Source organism: Chryseobacterium sp. POE27 (genome assembly GCF_039727685.1).
GTDB lineage: Bacteria > Bacteroidota > Bacteroidia > Flavobacteriales > Weeksellaceae > Chryseobacterium.
Map to the genome: position 1 here is coordinate 1,172,890 of NZ_CP152475.1, position 18,114 is coordinate 1,191,003.

At 36.3% G+C, this 18,114-nt stretch carries 16 protein-coding genes; 3 read left to right on the plus strand and 13 right to left on the minus strand.

The window, feature by feature from the left end:
- Positions 1-175 precede the first annotated feature (175 nt).
- Complete coding sequence (locus AAHI02_RS05420; RefSeq protein WP_346985788.1) at positions 176-1,255, minus strand: serine hydrolase domain-containing protein; 1,080 nt, start codon at positions 1,253-1,255, stop codon at positions 176-178.
- Positions 1,256-1,614: 359 nt separating this feature from the next.
- Here AAHI02_RS05420 and AAHI02_RS05425 point away from each other — a divergent pair, with 359 nt between their 5' ends.
- Positions 1,615-2,340 carry a lipopolysaccharide kinase InaA family protein gene (locus AAHI02_RS05425; protein ID WP_346985789.1) on the plus strand — a complete coding sequence of 242 codons (726 nt, stop codon included), beginning with the start codon at positions 1,615-1,617 and terminating at the stop codon, positions 2,338-2,340.
- Positions 2,341-2,435: 95 nt separating this feature from the next.
- On the opposite strand, the gene AAHI02_RS05430 is transcribed toward AAHI02_RS05425, so the two are convergent.
- Positions 2,436-3,881: an OmpA family protein gene (locus AAHI02_RS05430; RefSeq protein WP_346985790.1), complete on the minus strand. Its 1,446-nt coding sequence runs from the start codon at positions 3,879-3,881 to the stop codon at positions 2,436-2,438.
- Between the two features lie 710 nt (positions 3,882-4,591).
- Here AAHI02_RS05430 and AAHI02_RS05435 point away from each other — a divergent pair.
- The gene (locus tag AAHI02_RS05435; protein ID WP_346985791.1) at positions 4,592-5,140 is read left to right on the plus strand and encodes a hypothetical protein; all 549 of its coding nucleotides are present in this window, start codon (positions 4,592-4,594) and stop codon (positions 5,138-5,140) included.
- Positions 5,141-5,222: 82 nt separating this feature from the next.
- Entirely contained in the window at positions 5,223-5,918 is a 696-nt protein-coding gene (locus tag AAHI02_RS05440; RefSeq protein ID WP_346985792.1) for an ATP-binding cassette domain-containing protein, read from the plus strand.
- A 105-nt stretch (positions 5,919-6,023) separates the two neighbouring features.
- Here AAHI02_RS05440 and AAHI02_RS05445 read toward each other — a convergent pair whose 3' ends face one another.
- The 11 genes from AAHI02_RS05445 to AAHI02_RS05495 all read right to left on the minus strand — a co-directional run bounded on the left by AAHI02_RS05445 (position 6,024) and on the right by AAHI02_RS05495 (position 18,098).
- Positions 6,024-7,574 (minus strand): SPFH domain-containing protein, encoded by a 1,551-nt coding sequence (locus tag AAHI02_RS05445; RefSeq protein ID WP_346985793.1) that lies wholly within the window; start codon positions 7,572-7,574, stop codon positions 6,024-6,026.
- Complete coding sequence (locus AAHI02_RS05450; protein ID WP_346985794.1) at positions 7,501-7,962, minus strand: hypothetical protein; 462 nt, start codon at positions 7,960-7,962, stop codon at positions 7,501-7,503. Before AAHI02_RS05450 ends, AAHI02_RS05445 begins: the two co-directional genes overlap by 74 nt.
- Positions 7,963-8,881: 919 nt before the next feature.
- Positions 8,882-9,679 (minus strand): patatin-like phospholipase family protein, encoded by a 798-nt coding sequence (locus tag AAHI02_RS05455; RefSeq protein ID WP_346985795.1) that lies wholly within the window; start codon positions 9,677-9,679, stop codon positions 8,882-8,884.
- 146 nt (positions 9,680-9,825) lie between these two features.
- Positions 9,826-10,440 (minus strand): PH domain-containing protein, encoded by a 615-nt coding sequence (locus AAHI02_RS05460; protein WP_346985796.1) that lies wholly within the window; start codon positions 10,438-10,440, stop codon positions 9,826-9,828.
- 127 nt (positions 10,441-10,567) lie between these two features.
- Positions 10,568-11,956 carry a dihydrolipoyl dehydrogenase gene (gene lpdA / locus AAHI02_RS05465; RefSeq protein ID WP_346985797.1) on the minus strand — a complete coding sequence of 463 codons (1,389 nt, stop codon included), beginning with the start codon at positions 11,954-11,956 and terminating at the stop codon, positions 10,568-10,570.
- A gap of 276 nt (positions 11,957-12,232) precedes the next feature.
- On the minus strand, positions 12,233-12,400 hold the full coding sequence (locus AAHI02_RS05470; protein WP_346985798.1) for a hypothetical protein: 168 nt from the start codon (positions 12,398-12,400) through the stop codon (positions 12,233-12,235).
- A 95-nt stretch (positions 12,401-12,495) separates the two neighbouring features.
- Positions 12,496-13,809 carry a sorbosone dehydrogenase family protein gene (locus AAHI02_RS05475; protein WP_346985799.1) on the minus strand — a complete coding sequence of 438 codons (1,314 nt, stop codon included), beginning with the start codon at positions 13,807-13,809 and terminating at the stop codon, positions 12,496-12,498.
- 147 nt (positions 13,810-13,956) lie between these two features.
- Complete coding sequence (locus AAHI02_RS05480) at positions 13,957-14,565, minus strand: fibronectin type III-like domain-contianing protein (protein WP_346986594.1); 609 nt, start codon at positions 14,563-14,565, stop codon at positions 13,957-13,959.
- Positions 14,540-15,277: a PA14 domain-containing protein gene (locus tag AAHI02_RS05485; RefSeq protein WP_346985800.1), complete on the minus strand. Its 738-nt coding sequence runs from the start codon at positions 15,275-15,277 to the stop codon at positions 14,540-14,542. The genes AAHI02_RS05480 and AAHI02_RS05485 overlap by 26 nt, the downstream gene beginning before the upstream one ends.
- Positions 15,255-16,622, minus strand: a complete 1,368-nt coding sequence (locus AAHI02_RS05490; protein ID WP_346985801.1) for a glycoside hydrolase family 3 protein — start codon at positions 16,620-16,622, stop codon at positions 15,255-15,257. The genes AAHI02_RS05485 and AAHI02_RS05490 overlap by 23 nt, the downstream gene beginning before the upstream one ends.
- A 33-nt stretch (positions 16,623-16,655) precedes the next feature.
- Positions 16,656-18,098, minus strand: a complete 1,443-nt coding sequence (locus AAHI02_RS05495; RefSeq protein ID WP_346985802.1) for an alpha-L-fucosidase — start codon at positions 18,096-18,098, stop codon at positions 16,656-16,658.
- Positions 18,099-18,114 lie beyond the last annotated feature (16 nt).

Consider the following 18,114-nt stretch of genomic DNA (forward strand, 5'->3'; position numbering starts at 1 on the left):
ATTATTTATCTATTAAGACAATATTTAATGTAAACTATTTTAGAATAAAACCGACATTTGAGACCTTGGTCTTCAATGTCGGTTTTTATTTACTATAAATATCAATCAATTAAATACTTATCACTGAATACAACTTTTAGAAACCGTAATGCTTCTTTATCTGCAGAGTTTCCAATTAATGGCCCGCTGTCTGTTTCATTTTTAATTCTTTTCCGTATTTGTAAAGTTCCTCATAAATATCAAAGAATTTCCCTTCATCCTCTTCAGTAAGGGAAGTATTAAAAAACACAATTACGGCAATTTCTTTATTCAGATCAGAGAGCATAAAAGTTCTCACACCCGGATCAGAACCATTGTGCCCGATTCTTGTGGCCCCCAATTTAGTAGACCAAAAAATGCCCTGGTTTATTTTAGATATATTGACGTTGACAGGTTTATTAGTATCGGTATATTCAAAACGCAGCATTTCATCGACGGTTTCTTTCTTTAAAATTCTTGTTTTCTGATATTTACCGTCATTAAGGAGACTGATAAAAAAATGAGACAATTCCTGTACGGAAGTTCTTACACCTCCATCAGGATAAGTTACTCCTTCATAGAGCTGGATTTGTACAATACTATCTCCCTTTTTCTCATAGAGTTTAGAATGTTTCTTACTATCAATTTCACTTAAAGCCCAGCCGGAATTTTGCATTTTTAAAGGTTTAAAGATATTTTTTCTGGCATAATCATTAAGCTTTTGACCGGTTCTCAGCTCTATAATGTAACCTGCCAATCCGGCTCCGATATTAGAATAATCGCGGTTTGTTCCTGGTTTTGCGTTTAAGAAATTATCTTTTGAATAGTGTTTTCCGCCCGGTACAAAGTAATTTTTCAAGAAATCCCCTAATGGTTCCGGCTTACGCCCTGCATAGTAATAGGTGCTGTCTGTATAAAATGGGTATCTGTCTGCTAATCCGGAAGTATGGGTGGCCAAATGTCTCAGTGTTATTTTTTCATCAGGAAAATTGGGATTACTTATTTTGAAAGGTAAGTAATGATTAATATCCTCATCCAATGAAACTTTTCCTTCTTCAAGCGCTTTCATCATACATACGCCTGTAAAAGTCTTACTGATGGAAGCAATATTCATAACGGTTGATGAGGTAAATGGTATTTTCGTTTGTCTGTCGGCATATCCGTAAGCATTTGTCCAGGCTACTTTTTTATCAATGATAATTGATGCTCCGATTCCTACTATTCCTGCTTCATTCATTTTTTTTCAATAAAACTATCTATTGTAGATTTTGCTTTATTTAAAGACTGTCCCCAAATATTTATACAAAAAATAGTTGTCGTTAGAAATAGGGTTATCAATTTCAGTTTCATGTTATTTTAATTTATTTATAACAAATATAATCTTTTATGATCTCGTAAATTTTATCAAAGATGATTAGTTCCAAATAAAATACATTAATCATATGTTAATAATTTCACATAAAAATAGCTAAATAATTTCACATGAATAACCTAATAAATATTTATCTTTGCATATATCACAAAATAGCACACTATATATCTTTCAAACCTAAATTTAATACAACCAGACCATCTTTAAACTTTAAACCAATACATATGAAAATGATTCTTGCCGAAGGTCTTTCTTACTATAAAGAAGAAATAATCTTTACTTTAAAGAAATTTCATAATGAGGGAATTCTGATAGGAGATGAAAACAGAAATATTGTTAAATATTTCTACCTAAATGGGGCGGTATTAAATTTCAAACTATTCAGGCAGCGGAATATTCTCAGCAGGCAAACATATAAGTTTTACCGTAAATCGAAAGCCAAATTGTCTTTTGAACATGCACAGCTTCTGATCAGTAAAAATTTCAGGACTCCTAAACCTGTTGCTTATATTGAAAGATACAATTTTACAGGATTAACTTCCTGTTTTTATATCAGCGAGCAAATCGATAATTCAACTGTATTTACTGATATTCTTGATGACAAATCATTTGTAGACAGAGAAAAGATTATCCGACAATATACATCTTTAATGTATGATCTTCACAACAACGGAATTAATTTTGTTGACAATTCTTCCGGAAATTTTGTGATTAAAAAACTCAAAAACGATTATCAGATATATCTCGTCGATCTCGATAAAATGAATTTTTATGATAAGATTGAAACCGATAAACGTTTGAAAAATCTTGCAAAACTGACATGTGATCAAGAAATTATTGCCATCCTCGCTTCTGAATATTCTGCTTTATCGGAAATTCCGGAAGACTATTGTTTCAAAAAGCTCAGCGAAGCATCAGATAAAAAGTTACTGAAAAGCAAAAAATATTAATTATATAAATGAAACGTCATTTCAGGTTTCAACATTGTTACAAAAAAAAGAGACTGCCATTATGATGACAGTCTCAGAAATTAGAAGTTATTTATTTATTTTGCTTTAAAATATACTCTTCTATTAGCTCTGTTTTTCCATTCAGGACATTTTGAAGCAGGATCACATTCCGGATATTTCAGATCTGTTTTCCCATTTCCCTGAGCATCCAATTTTGAAGACTGAACGCCGTTCTGAATAAGATAATTTTTTACATTGCTTGCTCTTTTCTCAGATAATCTTTTGTTGTAAGCTTCAGTTCCTCTTGTATCAGTAGCACCTACCACAGTGTAAGAACCGTCAGATGAATTGATATAGCTCACTGCATTATTCAGGATCGGAGTATTTGATGGTAAAATTCTGTCTGAATTAAGATCAAACTCAATACCTTCCAATTTAGTTTCTGTTTCTGCTACAGCTCCCTGCCCCTGAGTTTGGTCTGGACATCCGTTATTTTCTACGCTTCCCGGAACTGTTACACATTTGTCGTAAAGGTCGATTACGCCGTCAAGATCTACATCCAAAGCAACTCCGGATCCGTCAACTCTTGCTCCTGCAGGAGTATCAAGCTGTCTGTCCCAATCGTCGCAAACTCCATCGTTGTCGGCATCTCCGTTTTTACAAACCACAATATCAGTTGTCTTTGATTCTAAGACATCCATTCTGTAATACATTTCCTGCAAAGGATCATGCCACATCAGGTGAGACTCGTGCTTCCCTAGATTTACGGTAAGACCTAAAGTTGTGTTGATGAAGTTATCAGAGCTTTTGTTGTTTCTGTCCATACCAGCTCCATCAAACGTATCATCCGTTGTTACAACATACATTACTCTTCCCTCAAGATCTAAGCGGTTGCTGATTTTATATTTTAAACCTGCTCCAGCCTGTCCGAATAACGAACCGAATTTAAATGGCTTAACTTCTTTCATCAATCTTTGACCAAATTCATCCTTCTGGTACGCCCTGTAAGCCAGAGTACCTACACCTGCATAACCATGTAAAGCCCATCTGTAAGGAGATTTATTATCAACTCTTCTTAAAAGATTTGAGAAGTTGATATCACCCAAAATAGAGATCGCATCGTATTGAGTTCTTGCTCCTATTTGCATATTAGCTCTTGCATTTGCCGGTGCCGCATCTTTTGTATTGAAATACCCTTGTCTTGTTTCACCACGGTCATACTGCAATTTCAAACCAAACGCATGGGTGATTGCTTTATCAACACTGAAATATGCTGAGTACCCAAACAAATCTTTACCAGTTCCTTTGTTCGTTTTGATAGATACAAGGTCTGCAGACTGCATTAAAGGAACCCCTGCCCCGAAGGAAATCGACCAGTCATTGAATCTTTTTGAAGAATTAGTGAATGGTTGTACATTAGAAGATCCTGAAGAAAAAGTATTAGGATATTCTACATTGTTCGCTACCTGAAGTGAATCTTGTGCAAATAAGCATGTGGGTAATGCAATTGCCAACGACAAGATTGATAGTTTTGATTTCATATGATATTTTTTAATGTTTCCTTAACAAAAAAGGCGGTTCGAGTTTTATATAAGCATAAAACAAAATCACCTTAATTTTAGAGTTTCAGCTCGTGGTCATCATTATTCAATTATTATACCATAACTATCTAAAAGCCGTATTTCAGAAGGATAAGAGTCACTTAAAACGTACTTGAAATAAAAAAATATGGTATCCATAAACTTGCATATCAGCCATTTATAAGCTTTTAATATGCCAAACATAATATTTAAAAAAAATTTAAATTTAATTTCTAATTAAAGCGAAAATTGAACTATTAATGATAGTTTTTTAAGTTTAATTTTAACCAATTCAAGATAACTCTAAAATATTACATCAAGTTTTTATCAAAAATATATATACTTTTTGCCGAATAAATCGTTAACATTTATTTAATATATATTCACTCATATCATATTAATATATGTTAATTCTCAATTAATGATGTGAAACAGTAAAACGAAAAAAATCCGGAACCAATCTCTAATTGTGAATATTTTTGAAATTAAAATAAAGTATTAGTTTACAACATATTAAAATATATCAATATATAATGAATAAACTATAAGGCTAAAACTTAACGAGAGATGTTAAATTTTTTCTTTACATTTGCTAGGAGGAAATATAAAAATTGTTTTTTATTATTTATTTTTGATAGATGTACCAGATTATAAGACAGAAAAATTACCTTATGAGAAAAATAATTCTACTATTTATATGTTTGTTCGGTATTTCGGCTTTCTCACAGATTAAAGTGCTGAAAAACGAAAGTGTGGTGGAAATTGGTAAAGATAATTCCGTAGGTTTATATAAAAAAGAAGATAAATTTACCATAAATTATCAGGATCTGAACACAGCTAATCTGAATACATTCAGATCTTTTTCTTTCCAGAATCTTAATAAAGATGTATCCGGACTTTATGAGCTTATCACAAATGGCTTCATTGATGCTCCTTCCAGCAATATTGTCCTGGAACTTCCTAATGATATTATTGAGCTTCACTTCGAAAAAAACTTCGGACAGCCAACCGTTCAGTTTATACAATATATCAATAAGAATAAAAAATATGTCGGTAAGTCTCAGTTTCTGAACAAAAAACAGATCGATAAGATTTTCGGCAGGCAAAACGGAAAATCGGCAATGTATGAAAAACCTGCACCAGCAAATATGAATTCCACATCAGGCTCAACCAACGGAGGAGCTTCCAATGCCAGTAAAGACAAGAAAACAAAGAAATAATCAATTATAATAAGATTAACAATGCTCATTCATCGGAATGAGCTTTTTTATTTTTATTTTTGCAAAAAGATCATTACTAATTATGTCTCTTCAGATAAACAATTTAACTAAAAAATTCGGTGAGCAGACCGCACTGAACAACATTAATATTTCCATCGACAGAAACGAAATCATCGGACTTCTGGGCCCTAACGGAGCCGGAAAATCTACTTTGATGAAATCTATTGTCGGAGCTCTGAAAATTGATGAAGGAGAAATAATTTTTAACGATAAAAATATTACTGAATCTGAAATAGAAAGCAAAAAAAACATAGGCTTTCTTCCTGAAAACAATCCGCTTTATCTTGAGATGTTTGTGAAGGAATATCTGCATTTTGTTGCCGATATTCATAAAATTCCTGCTTCCAGAGTAGATGAAGTTATTGAACTTGTAGGGATAACTCCTGAAAGATCAAAGAAAATAGGACAGCTCTCCAAAGGGTACAAACAAAGAGTCGGGCTTGCCCAGGCCATCATTCATCAACCGGATCTGCTGATCCTGGATGAACCAACGAATGGTCTTGATCCTAATCAGATTATCGAAATCAGGAATGTAATAAAAGAGATTGGACAGCAAAAAACAGTATTGCTTTCTACTCACATCATGCAGGAGGTAGAAGCGCTCTGCTCCCGCGTAATCCTTATTCATAAAGGAAATATTCTTCAGGATTGTCCTATCGGGGAGTTCAAAGGAAAGTTTGAAAGTCTTGAAGAAGCTTTTGCAAGCTATACCGCATAAAACGAAAAAGCTCCAATTTGGAGCTTTTCTCTTTTGTACCGAAACTTTTGACAAAAGATATATATAGATGGTTAAAAGTTTTTAAATCTTCTTTCAGTTAAAAAATTAAGACTTATCATTGCTTTTTTCTGCAATCACAGGAGCTGTTTCGAGGTTTTTCTTCTGAACCTGTTCCAAAAGCTGCAATCCCAAAAGTCCACTGATTCCGCCATTTGCCGAATCTCCGTTTCCGCCAATCAAAACTTCAGGCATGATTCTCACATTCTGACTCGCAATATTTTCCATGATCTTTAATTGTGTGAAATTATTTCCTCCCATGGCTTCCACGGATAATTTATAAGATTCCGCATTGGATTTACCAATGGCAAGGATTTTTTCAGCTTCAGCATTACCTGTCAGCGAGATTTGCTCTGCACTTGCTTTTGCCAGTAATTCAATTTTTTCTGCTTCAGCTTTTGCGAGAAGTCTTGTTTTTTCAGCTTCACCGGTTGCTAAAAGCTTTAATCTGTCTCCTTCCGCAGTTGCCTGCAATCTCACAGAATTCGCATCTCCGGTAGCTTTTTTTACAGATGCATCAGCAATTCTTTCAGCGATTACAACACCCTGATCTGCTTTTACAATTTCCTTCTGCATATCGGCAACGGCAGTTTCTTTTTCTAATGCTTGTCGTGTTTCCTGAGCGAGCATTTCAGTTTCATAAGTAATTTTCTGCTCTTCTGCCAGCTTTCTGTCAGTTAAAGTTTTCATCAGACTTTCAGGAGGAACAATATCCCCAATCAGCGTATCGACTGCATTAACATTATATTGTTCCAAAACGTTGCTGATGTGATCTTTTGCAGACTGCTGTCTCTCTTTACGTGTTCCCAGAAAGGCAATCACATCGCTGTCCTGTGCAGAGTTTCTGAAATAATTCCCAATCGTAGGTTCCAAAACCTGGCTTACAAGATTAATCATGTTCCCGAAACGCGCAATTACTTTCGGCGCTTCATAAGTTGGAATATGAATAATTTGTGAAACATCAAGATTGAAAGGAAAACCGTCTTTACTTCGCACCGTGATGGTTGAAAGATTTTTATCGAGCTGATGGGATTCACTTCTTTCGTAAGCCCAGTTTAAGACTAAATTTGTTGTAGGAACAAGTTCTACTTTCATAATGTAAGGATTAATTGGGTATTTCCCGGGACCGATCGGTTCTGCCCAAACTCCTTTATGACCTTTCTCTACGATATTTCCGTGCTTAAAATCAACTCCACTTAAATCCTGTCCTTCTTCTCCAACATAACTGATAATCACTCCAACATGACCGATAGGAATTTCCGTCATTTTTACCATTTCAACTTTTGTAAACCATGGATTTAAGAAATATGAACCGGCCAAAATCACCTGCTCCTGAAGACCTTTGTAACCTTCGTTATTTAAAAATGTATCTACATCCTGAAATTTGTTGTGATCTTTGATGATTTTTCCTGCAATCTGGCCTTCTTCCAGAGGACTTCCTTCCATAGTAGTGATAATTCCTACCGCATTGTCCGGAATCTGCGTCATATCAGTAAGTTCAATTTCAAACAATAAAGTATTAATTCTATAGGATCCCGGAGCAATAATAGCGGTTTGACGACCTTTTCTTCCTCCGTTCTTCAAAAAAAGCTTCCGCATCCTGAAAAGAATCACAGTCTACTTTTCGTCCTAAAATCCTCCCGGTTTCCAGCTCTATACCGTCCTTGGCCAAAAGCAATCCTATTTTTCCGGTCGGAATAACAGTGAAAGGCTGAAAATCAATAGAATATTGCCAGATCCATTTTCCAAAATACACTCCCGGAGCCAGTGTTTGTGCCTGAAAACCGGCTTCTCCGCCGGTTGCAATAATTCTTCCTTCAGGAAGTTCCTGTTTACCGACCAATACGAATTTCTTGGTAACCAATCCTATTCTATCCTGTGGAACAATAACCAGCCCGAAGAAAATTCTTAAAATAAATTTGTAAAAAATAAGGCACAACAGTGCAATTACGGCCGGAATCATCCAGCCATGAAAACTTAATTCCATAGTTTGTTTATTTGTTTTTGTTTTGATTAAATTTGAAAACATCGATGGTGCTCTATTTTTTTCAGAAAAGAAAAACAGAGTACGAATTAAAAAATAATTCTTTCGAAAAAAATTAAGAAAGTGCCGGAGGAGAAGTATTAAAAATCGTGAAGATAATTTCTGATACTTTTAAAAGAAAAAACTTAAAGTTAATTAGTTTCATTTTGATAAGAAAGGAACAAGATCCCTTTGACCATACAAATGTACGCAAGAAAAATATTCAGTTGTTTCGAAAAAATTAAGTTTTTTATAAAAATTTATTAATCTATTGAAAATCAGAATAATTATTTTTCAGATTATCTTAATGCTTACTCAAAATAGATAGTTCCAGATAGTGATTTATATCTGAGAATAATCCTTATCCTGCACATTGGCTTTAAATTTGATGAATTTCATTCTATAAATACCTTTAAAAATGATCAGAAAAATCTTACTTGGAACATTCTGCTTAGCTCAGATTTCATTCATACAGGCAACAGCTTTTAATGAAAATCCGGCTTCAAAGATCCGCTATCAGCAGGAAAAATTACCGAAATCTGTTATTTTTAAAACCAAGAAATTTAAAGTAAGAATTGACAAACAGCCCAATGGGAATTATCTCTATCAGTCATGGCCGGCGAATGGAAAAATTACCTCAAAGCCAAGCATGATTATCAGTGATGGAGAACTTATTCCGGACGGATCCGGTGGAAATTATTATTTTGAATTTAATAATGAAGGATACACCTACAAAGTCTGGAGAAATTATCTTACCGATTCTCTCAAAAAAAGCTCCTTATACGCTAACTGTAGAGGATCAGGATGGAAAAATAGTTGTAAAACAAGACGGTATAGTTGTAAAGAACTAATAAAAAAACTCTCGCTTCGTGTGAGAGTTTTTTTATGTTCCTGCCTGTTTTGCCAAATAGAAATTACTTTCATCAAAGCTTTCCCTGGCGGCTTCATATCCGATCTGAAATATTTTTTCCAACCGGTCCTTTCTTCTTTCAAAAGTCCCGTAGGTAGAGAGTTCCTGTGAGGAGATAAACCAATCGCAGTAATCGAATTTTACTTTTTCTATTCTATATGAAAGTAAATCGTAGGATCGGGAAACAATCGATTTAATGGATTTGAGGTCATCAATTTTAATATCATGAGGAGGGGAAACAAAAACGCCAATCAGCTTATCACAGTCATCTCTTATGATATCAGCCGGAAAATTGTTTAACACTCCTCCGTCGCAGTACATTTCGTCATTAATGATATACGGAGTTGTAATTCCCGGTATTGAGCATGAAGCAATAATGGCATCAACCACTTTAAAATCCGGATCAAAAATCTTTTCGGTTCCGTTCACCAGTTCTGTAGCAACAATTCTCACGTCTTTATCGAGATCTTTAATCTTCATGTCACCGAAAATAGGATTGAGATAATTCCTGAAAATTACCGAAGAAACCAATCCGGGCTGGTTAAATGCAAAATGCTTCCAGTTGAAAAAATATACCGAATTGAAGAATTCCAGAATTTCTTCCGGAGTTTTTCCTACCGCATACATAGAGCCAACGATTGAGCCGGCGCTGCAGCATGAAAGAACATCAATTTCGATATTTTTTTCTTTCAGGAATTTCAGAACCCCGGCATGCGCAATACCTTTTGTTCCTCCGCCTGATAAAACAAGTCCGATCTTTTCAGAATTCATTGAATAAATGTAAGAAAATACCACAAATTAGAATGTTTGTTTTTACTAAATTTTTGTTAAATAGCGATAAACAAAGATGTAATTGTTAAAAAACCTTATCATAAAAAAAGCCTGGCACTACCAGGCTTTTATACTTTATCTTCGTCTTAGTTATTGATATATTTCTCAAAAACCTTTGAAAAGTCTTTCTGATTATACTTATCAAAACTGGTGGTATTCCATGCAAAAATATATTCAGTAATTGTTCTTAATTCCTGACTTTTCGATACATTTTCCTGCTTTCCGGATGCAACGGTAGTGATCGCCTTCTGCAAACTGTCATTTGAAAAATTAAGCAGAGACTGGTTGTGATGCACGACCTGCTGAATTGCCAAAAGAGCTTTATAAAGATCTTTCAGCTGATCAATCTGACTTTTTGTAACACTGATCATTAACGGAACATTCCCGATATTAAATGAAATCTCAACATCCAGATCAATAGTTCCTGCCGTCTGCAAAGCAATATTTGAGAAAGGAAACTGATAATATTCGTATCTTCTCAGTACTCTTTTTTTATCCAGGGCACTTGCACCGTCAATATGGATCAATGCCCGGTTGGTGAAACAGTATTCATCTCTTTTGGATTTGATGAGGAAGAAAATTTTTTCATTGTCTTCCGATAAAATATAATCATCAGAGTCTACTTTGTCATAATCTTGAGAAGGAATAATTTTACCAATATCCCCTAATCCTAAAGCTTCTGCAGCTAATTTTTTGAACATAATTTATTTTAATTTGTATTATTTATTACTGAATAAAAATAAGAAAATAAGTAACACAAATTATGTAAGAAAAGAAAAACCACAGACAGAATCTGTGGTTTAACAATATTTAAAATTGATTATCAAATTAAATATGAATCACTTCTCCGTAAGCAGCGGCGGCAGCCTCCATAATAGCTTCAGATACCGTTGGATGCGGGTGAATGGATTTGATGATCTCGTGACCGGTAGTTTCCAGTTTTCTGGCAACAACTGCTTCAGCAACCATATCCGTAACACCTTCTCCAATCATGTGACAACCTAGCCATTCGCCGTATTTAGCATCGAAAATCACTTTAACGAAACCATCCGTATTTCCGTTGGCCGTAGCTTTTCCACTTGCCGAAAGAGGGAATTTACCCACTTTAATTTCGTATCCTTTCTCTTTGGCCTGTTTTTCAGTAAGACCAACAGAAGCAACTTCAGGGTGGCAGTAAGTACATCCCGGAATATTGCCATAGTCTATTTTTTCAACGTGCAATCCTTTGATCTTTTCAACACAAGTAATTCCTTCAGCAGAAGCAACGTGTGCCAACGCCTGAGTTGGAATCAAATCTCCGATCGCGTAGTAACCAGGCACTGAAGTTTCGTACCATTCGTTCACCAAAACTCTGCCTTTATCCGTCTGGATTCCCACTTCTTCAAGACCGATGTTCTCAATGTTTGCAGCAATACCAACCGCAGATAATAAGATATCAGCTTCCAGCGTAATGTCTCCTTTAGCTGTTTTTACGGTAGCTTTTACGCCTTCTCCGCTGGTGTCAACGCTTTCTACAGAAGCATTCGTCATGATCTCAATCCCTGATTTTTTAAGAGATTTCTCCAGGTGTTTAGAGATTTCTTCATCCTCTACAGGAACGATATTAGGCATAAATTCTACAACCGTTACTTTTGTTCCCATGGTATTATAGAAATCGGCAAATTCTACCCCGATCGCTCCGGAACCTACAACGATCATAGATTTCGGCTGCTCAGGAAGAGATAATGCCTGTCTGTATCCGATTACTTTTTTACCATCCTGAGGAAGGTTTGGCAATTCTCTTGAACGTGCACCTGTAGCGATGATAATGTGCGTTCCTGTATATTCAGTCACTTTTCCGTCTGTATCAGTAACGGAAACTTTTTTACCTTTTTGTACTTTCGCAGTTCCTAAAATGACATCGATTTTGTTCTTTTTCATCAGGAACTCAATTCCTTTACTCATTTTATTGGCTACGCCACGGCTTCTCTGAATTACGTTCGGAAATTCAAAACTTCCTTCCACTTTATTCAAACCATAATCTTCAGCATGATTAATATAATGAAAAACCTGAGCAGATTTCAGCAAAGCCTTCGTAGGAATACATCCCCAGTTAAGGCAGATCCCTCCCAGACTTTCTTTTTCGATAATTGCAGTTTTGAAACCCAATTGTGCTGCTCTGATTGCAGTAACATATCCACCAGGACCACTTCCGATGACAATAATATCGTAATTCATTAGCTTAAAATTTTTATGCGAATTTAAGGAAAAATATTGGATGTTCATCGTTTCTTGCACGACAACTGATGAGATCGGCTGTTGGTAAAATGAAAGGAGAACGCCGAAGCATTCTCCTGTTTTTATTGTCTTTTTTAAATTAAGGAATAAAGAAATCCTTTCCTTTCTATTCATAAATTCTATCTGGCCGCTCTTAACAGCTTTTTTTCATTTCTGTACCTTTCATTCAAAGCTTTCAACTGATCATTTTTCATTCTTTTGGTTGCCAGCGGATGGTTAAGAATCAACTTTTTTTTCCTGATTGTATTTCCTGTCAAGTTCCCTGGCTTTATCATTATATAACTGTGTTTTTGAAGGATGCGGCGGAGCCGGCGGACGTTTTTGGGAAAACGCAGTTGAATATAATCCTACTATTAAAATTGCTGATATAAAAAACTTTTTCATGACATTTTATTTTGTGAATGATCTGAATCATTCTGGTTTATATGAATATTTGCATATTTCATACCAAAGATAAATCAGCGGCTTTCAGATATAAATCACTTTTTATGGTAAGCTACTCTCCATACGACTCCACTTACATCATCCGCCACCAGCAATGATCCGTCGGCAATCTGCAGAACACCCACAGGTCTTCCGTACACATCTCCTTTAGCTTCATTGGCAATAAATCCCGTAAGAAATGGCTGATAGGGTCCTGAAGCCTTACCGTTGGCAAAAGGAACGAATGCTACCTGATAACCGACCAGTGAGGAGCGGTTCCAGGATCCGTGCTGTCCGATAAAGGCTCCGTTTTTATATTTTTCCGGAAACTGACTGCCGGTATAAAATGTAAGTCCTAAAGACGCCGTATGACTTCCCAGCGGTACATCAGGGACAATTGTCTTTGAAACAAGATCCGGTTTTTCACCCTTTCTTCTCGGATCTTCATTTTTCCCAAAATAGGCGTAAGGCCATCCATAAAAGGCATTCTGTTTTACACTGGTAAGATAATCGGGAACCAGCTCATCACCAAGCTCATCTCTTTCATTCACAACGGTCCAGAGTTCACCTGTCAACGGGTTCCAGCTCATACCTACCGGATTTCTCAAACCTGCAGCGTAGATCTTCTCTCCGCTTCCGTCAGGATTAACTTCAAGAATATTGGCTCTGCGCACTTCATTTTCCATTCCGTTTTCGCCCACGTTACTTCCAGATCCCACACTGATATAAATTTTAGACTGATCCTTATTGGCAATTAAATTTCTTGTCCAGTGATTATTATATCCTCCTGCAGGAAGGCTGACGATTTTCTTTCCCGGTTCCGTAATTTTTGTCTGACCGGCTTTATAAGGATACACCCAAAGTCCGTCGGTATTGGCTACGTAAAATTTGTCTTTAATAATAAGCATCCCATAAGGTTGATTGAGCTTATCCAGAAATACGGAAGATGACTCGGGAATACCGTCTTTATTAGCATCGCGGTACAGGATAATTCTGTTGGCTGATTTGCCTCCGACCTCAGCATCGCTTTTTCCGCTGATATCATTTTTTATTTTTTCCGTTGTGGAACGTTCCGAATTGGAAAGAACGACAAAAATATCTCCGTTATCAGCCTGAATCATATTTCTCGGACTTTTTATATTTTCCGCAAAACGGGTAACGATAAATCCTTCCGGGGCAACCGGAGTCTTACCTTCAGGCCACCCGATCACATTGCTGAATTTATTCTTAGAATTTTTCTCGTCCGGAGCGGGTAATTTCAATGTATCTGTTTCTGTAACAACCTCTTTTCCGGTTGTGGTGCTTTCCTTTTTATTTTCTTTACAACTGAAGAAGATCAGTGCAAAAGCAGGTAGAAGATAATTTTTCATAGATTTTAGTGATAATGGTTTGTAACAGGCTTGCAAAAACCATTCCTTAGAAAATACATTTTTACAGACTCATTGATCTTAAAAAAATCCTGTTGATAATAATGAATATTAAATGACGTTGCTGATTACTTTTTTTGAAGTTAATTATCACTCAACCTCAACATTCTGTTTCAAAGGAAGATTTTTTGAAGAATTCCCAACAAAAATTCTGTACGTTCCCTTTTCAACAATCCAGTTCATTTTCTCGTCTAAAAATTGTAATTCTTTCACAGGAACTTCAATCGAAACTTGTTTTGATTCTCCGGGTTTTAAATATACTTTCTGGAAACCTTTCAACTCGATAACCGGTCTGGAAACCGAAGCCAGCAAGTCTTTCACATACAGCTGAACGACTTCGCTTCCCGCTTTTAAACCTGTATTTTTTATAGTTACTTTGGCAATGATTGTGTCCTTAGCGGTAAATTTTGCTTTGTTTAAATATAAATCAGAAATTTCGAAAGTCGTATAGCTCAGTCCGAAACCAAAAGGGTACAGAGGCTCACCACTCAGATCATAATAATCGTTTCCTCTTCCGGTCGGATGATGATTGTAAGCTAAAGGCAACTGCCCTTCTTCAATTGGAAATGTAACGGGCAATTTCCCGGACGGATTTTCTGCCCCGAAAAGAACTTTGGCCACCGCATTTCCGCCCTCTTCTCCCGGATACCAGACGTCTAAAATTGCTCCGACTTTATCTTTCCAATCGGTCGTTTTTATAGCAGAACCCCCCTACTAAAATCACGGTTGCCGGTTTATTTAGTTTTGAAACTTCATGAATAAATTGTTCCTGATTTCCGGGAAGGCTGAGCGAAGACCGGTCCTGAAATTCCCCTTCGTGAATTCCAGCGGTTACAATGATGTAATCTGCATCTTGAGCGAGTTTTAAAGCATCATTAAAATCTTTTTGCCCGTCATTCAGTCCGAAATTCCAGATCAGTTCAATATTCGCCTCTCCCCTGTTTTCATAAAATTCTACGGTAATATCATATTGTTGATCTTTCACAAAATCCATGTCAATTGTTTTGGTTGAATAGCTCAACTTTTCCCAGTTGTCGATCAGTAATTTTCCATTTAAAAACAATCTGAAACCATCATTCCCGCGTAATCCCAACTGATATTTTCCGGAATTGGGTGCTTTCAGTTTTCCTGTCCAGCGGACGCTGTAGTTATCAGTCTGTAGCTTTTCAGGATCCGGGGAATATAAAGTCCATTTAAAATTCAACTGTTCGTCTTGTTTTTCAAAAACGGAATTACCTTTTAATTCAGGATTAGAAAAATACATTTCTTTTAATCCTTTTTGATTTTCAGAGGATAAAAACTCAGCAGGAACAGTTACAAACTTCTTCAGGTTCCAGTCGATTCCTTTTGAATACGTTATTTCAATATTTTTATTTTTAACGAAATTTTTAATTCCATCCAAAATACTCACTTTTTTTATTTCCCGGCCCTGAATAACCACCTAATCTCGCATCAGCAGCATCGGTTCCTACTACCAAAATCTTTTTGTAATTTCCAGAAATCGGAAGCGTTTTATTGTTATTCTGAAGCAAAACAAACGATTCAAGAGCTGCTTTTTCAGCCAAAGGTTTATGATTAATTCTCTTTAATTCTTCAATATCTTTATCGGAAACATATGGATTTTCAAATAAGCCTAACTCAAATTTCGCCCGTAAAACCCTTGCCACCGCATCATCAATTCTTTCCTTTGAAATTCTACCATCCAGAAACGGCGGAATGAACAATTTATAATGTTGATATTCGGTTTGAAAAATTACATCAAGACCTGCATTAATGGCCTGTGCAGAAGCATCATCATAATCTTTTGCCGTAAAATGCAGGACATTGGCTCCTCCTACCGCACTGGCATCACTGATGACAAAGCCTTTAAAATTCCATTCTTTTTTCAATTTATCGGTCAGCAGCCAGTGATTAGCCGTTGAAGGTCTTCCATCCAGCAGATTATACGAAGTCATTACCGAACGGCTTTTCCCCTGATGAAAGGCTTTTTCAAATGGAATTAAATGAGTTTCATCCAGATACCTTTTGCTCCAGTGGATAGGATACGAATCTCTTCCTCCTTCTCCTACATTGGCCAGAAAATGTTTTGGGGTAGTAATAATGCCGTTCTTTTCAAAGGAACTGACAAAACTTACGCCCATCACAGAAGTCAGGAATGGATCTTCGCCATAGGTTTCCTCGGTTCTTCCCCAACGGACATCATTTGCTAAATTGACAACCGGTGTCAGGATCTGACGAATTCCTCTCAATTTCGATTCTTTAGCGATTGCGGCAGAAACCGCTTTCATCAGTTCCGGATTAAATGTAGCCGACAAACCGATGGCCTGTGGAAAAGCCGTAGCTCCTTCCCGCATTAAGCCATGTAGCGCTTCATCAAAAGGAATAATAGGAATTCCCAACCGTGACTCTTCCACAAAACATTTCTGTATCGCATTGATCTTTTTAGCTAATCTTTCTGCATCTTCATTGGCATTATAAGTCAGCATTTGTCCCGCTGCTCCGCCTCCCTGGTTTCCGGCGCTCACCTGCAATCCGAAAATTCCGTGCACATACTGTCCTTTAGGAATATTATCGAGATCTCCGGGAATCATAAAGCATTGCCAGAACTTTTCTTCAGGAGTCATTCTTTTTAATAAATCCTGAACTCTGGCTTCAACAGGTTGTTTTGGATCTTTATATAATGGTTTTTGAGCTGAGATAAACGCAGAACTCAATAATGAAATTGCTATGATTTTAAATCGGAATTTACAACGCATCACGAAAATAATTTAGTTTAAAATAAGTTTTAACTATTGTCTCATCTGGATTACAGTTGAATATTTTAACTGAATTCTTTCTTTTGGTACATCAACTTTAATTGTATTTCCTGATCTTTTCCACTGAATTTTATTTTTTAACCCTAAAACTTTCAGTGATTTCGGTTTAAAATTCTCCGGAATGATAAAATTTAATATTGATGGAGATTCATAATTTGTTTTTTCATCTAAATGAAAAATATTCATTGTTTTTCCGTCTTTGCTTTGGGTATAGTAAAAATTTCCATCGTGATAAGGCGCTACACTTCTTGTCGCAAAAACGGCAGACTGGTTTTGATCCATCCAACCGGAAATCTCTTTTAACCTTTCATAAACAACCGGATCGTAATCTCCGTTGGGTCCGGGCGCAATATTCATCAGATAATTACCGCCTCCTGAAATAATTTTCACCAATGTTTCAATGATTTTCTGAGATGATTTATAATTGTCATTTGGAACGTATGAAAACGAGTCTCCCATTGTGATGCAGCTCTCCCAAGGGATTGAAAGTGCTTTTTCGGGAACAGCTTGTTCGGGCGTTACATAATTCTCCCATTTTCCGGTAACGGTGCGGTCTACAATGATAATTCCGGGTTGATTTTTTCGGGCCATTGTGCCGATTTTGTCCATATCAATATCCTGTTCGACTTTAATCGTACGTTGCCATTCGACATTCGGATCAATGGTATGAAATGGGCGAACCCAACCGCCATCCAGCCAGAGAATATCTATTTTACCATAGTTTGAAGTGATTTCATTCAGCTGATTAAAGGTAAAATTCTTAAAATTATTCCATCTTTCCGGGTATTTTTTAGGATCATAATTTACGTTACGGTCTTTCGGCGGAAAATACGGCCACCAGTAATCATCCGAATGCCAGTCGGGTTTTGAAAAATATGCGCCAATTTTAAAACCCTCTTTTCTGAAGGTATTAAAAATCTCTTTCGTAACATCTGCTTTCGGATTTTTGGAAAAAGGTGTTTTCGTAGAAGTAATTTTATAATCAGATTGTTGCGTATCAAACATAGCAAAACCATCGTGATGTTTCGTGGTAAAAACCACGTATTTCATTCCCGCTTTTTTTACAGCGTCTGCCCATTTTTGAGGATTAAACTGAACAGGATTAAAAGTCGTCTGAAGATTTTCATAATTTTTCACATATTCGTAGTACGATTTTCCATGTTCCGGCTTTCTTTGCGTCCACGATTCGTCTTCCGGACAGAGGCTCCAGCTTTCGACAATTCCCCATTGGCTGTAGGTTCCCCAATGCATGAAAAGCCCGAATTTCAGATCCTGCCAATTTTCAAGATTTTGAACTACCAGCGGATCCGTAGGTTTCTGATAGCCTTCGGAAACATTATGAGCCTGTGAAAAAAATACAGATGAAATGAGTAAAGACGAAAGAAATACGGTTTTAGTTTTAGGGCTGATGAACATGAAGTTTAGTTTTTGC

What these genes read in the sequence shown, in the direction of transcription:
- AAHI02_RS05420 (WP_346985788.1), bottom strand. Translation starts at nt 1,255, where the DNA reads ATGAATGAAGCAGGAATAGTAGGAATCGGAGCATCAATTATCATTGAT.
- AAHI02_RS05425 (WP_346985789.1), top strand. Translation starts at nt 1,615, where the DNA reads ATGAAAATGATTCTTGCCGAAGGTCTTTCTTACTATAAAGAAGAAATA.
- AAHI02_RS05445 (WP_346985793.1), bottom strand. Translation starts at nt 7,574, where the DNA reads ATGCGGAAGCTTTTTTTGAAGAACGGAGGAAGAAAAGGTCGTCAAACC.
- AAHI02_RS05470 (WP_346985798.1), bottom strand. Translation starts at nt 12,400, where the DNA reads ATGAAAAAGTTTTTTATATCAGCAATTTTAATAGTAGGATTATATTCA.
- AAHI02_RS05455 (WP_346985795.1), bottom strand. Translation starts at nt 9,679, where the DNA reads ATGAATTCTGAAAAGATCGGACTTGTTTTATCAGGCGGAGGAACAAAA.
- AAHI02_RS05475 (WP_346985799.1), bottom strand. Translation starts at nt 13,809, where the DNA reads ATGAAAAATTATCTTCTACCTGCTTTTGCACTGATCTTCTTCAGTTGT.
- lpdA (WP_346985797.1), bottom strand. Translation starts at nt 11,956, where the DNA reads ATGAATTACGATATTATTGTCATCGGAAGTGGTCCTGGTGGATATGTT.
- AAHI02_RS05495 (WP_346985802.1), bottom strand. Translation starts at nt 18,098, where the DNA reads ATGTTCATCAGCCCTAAAACTAAAACCGTATTTCTTTCGTCTTTACTC.
- AAHI02_RS05490 (WP_346985801.1), bottom strand. Translation starts at nt 16,622, where the DNA reads ATGCGTTGTAAATTCCGATTTAAAATCATAGCAATTTCATTATTGAGT.
- AAHI02_RS05450 (WP_346985794.1), bottom strand. Translation starts at nt 7,962, where the DNA reads ATGGAATTAAGTTTTCATGGCTGGATGATTCCGGCCGTAATTGCACTG.
- AAHI02_RS05440 (WP_346985792.1), top strand. Translation starts at nt 5,223, where the DNA reads ATGTCTCTTCAGATAAACAATTTAACTAAAAAATTCGGTGAGCAGACC.
- AAHI02_RS05430 (WP_346985790.1), bottom strand. Translation starts at nt 3,881, where the DNA reads ATGAAATCAAAACTATCAATCTTGTCGTTGGCAATTGCATTACCCACA.
- AAHI02_RS05435 (WP_346985791.1), top strand. Translation starts at nt 4,592, where the DNA reads ATGAGAAAAATAATTCTACTATTTATATGTTTGTTCGGTATTTCGGCT.
- AAHI02_RS05460 (WP_346985796.1), bottom strand. Translation starts at nt 10,440, where the DNA reads ATGTTCAAAAAATTAGCTGCAGAAGCTTTAGGATTAGGGGATATTGGT.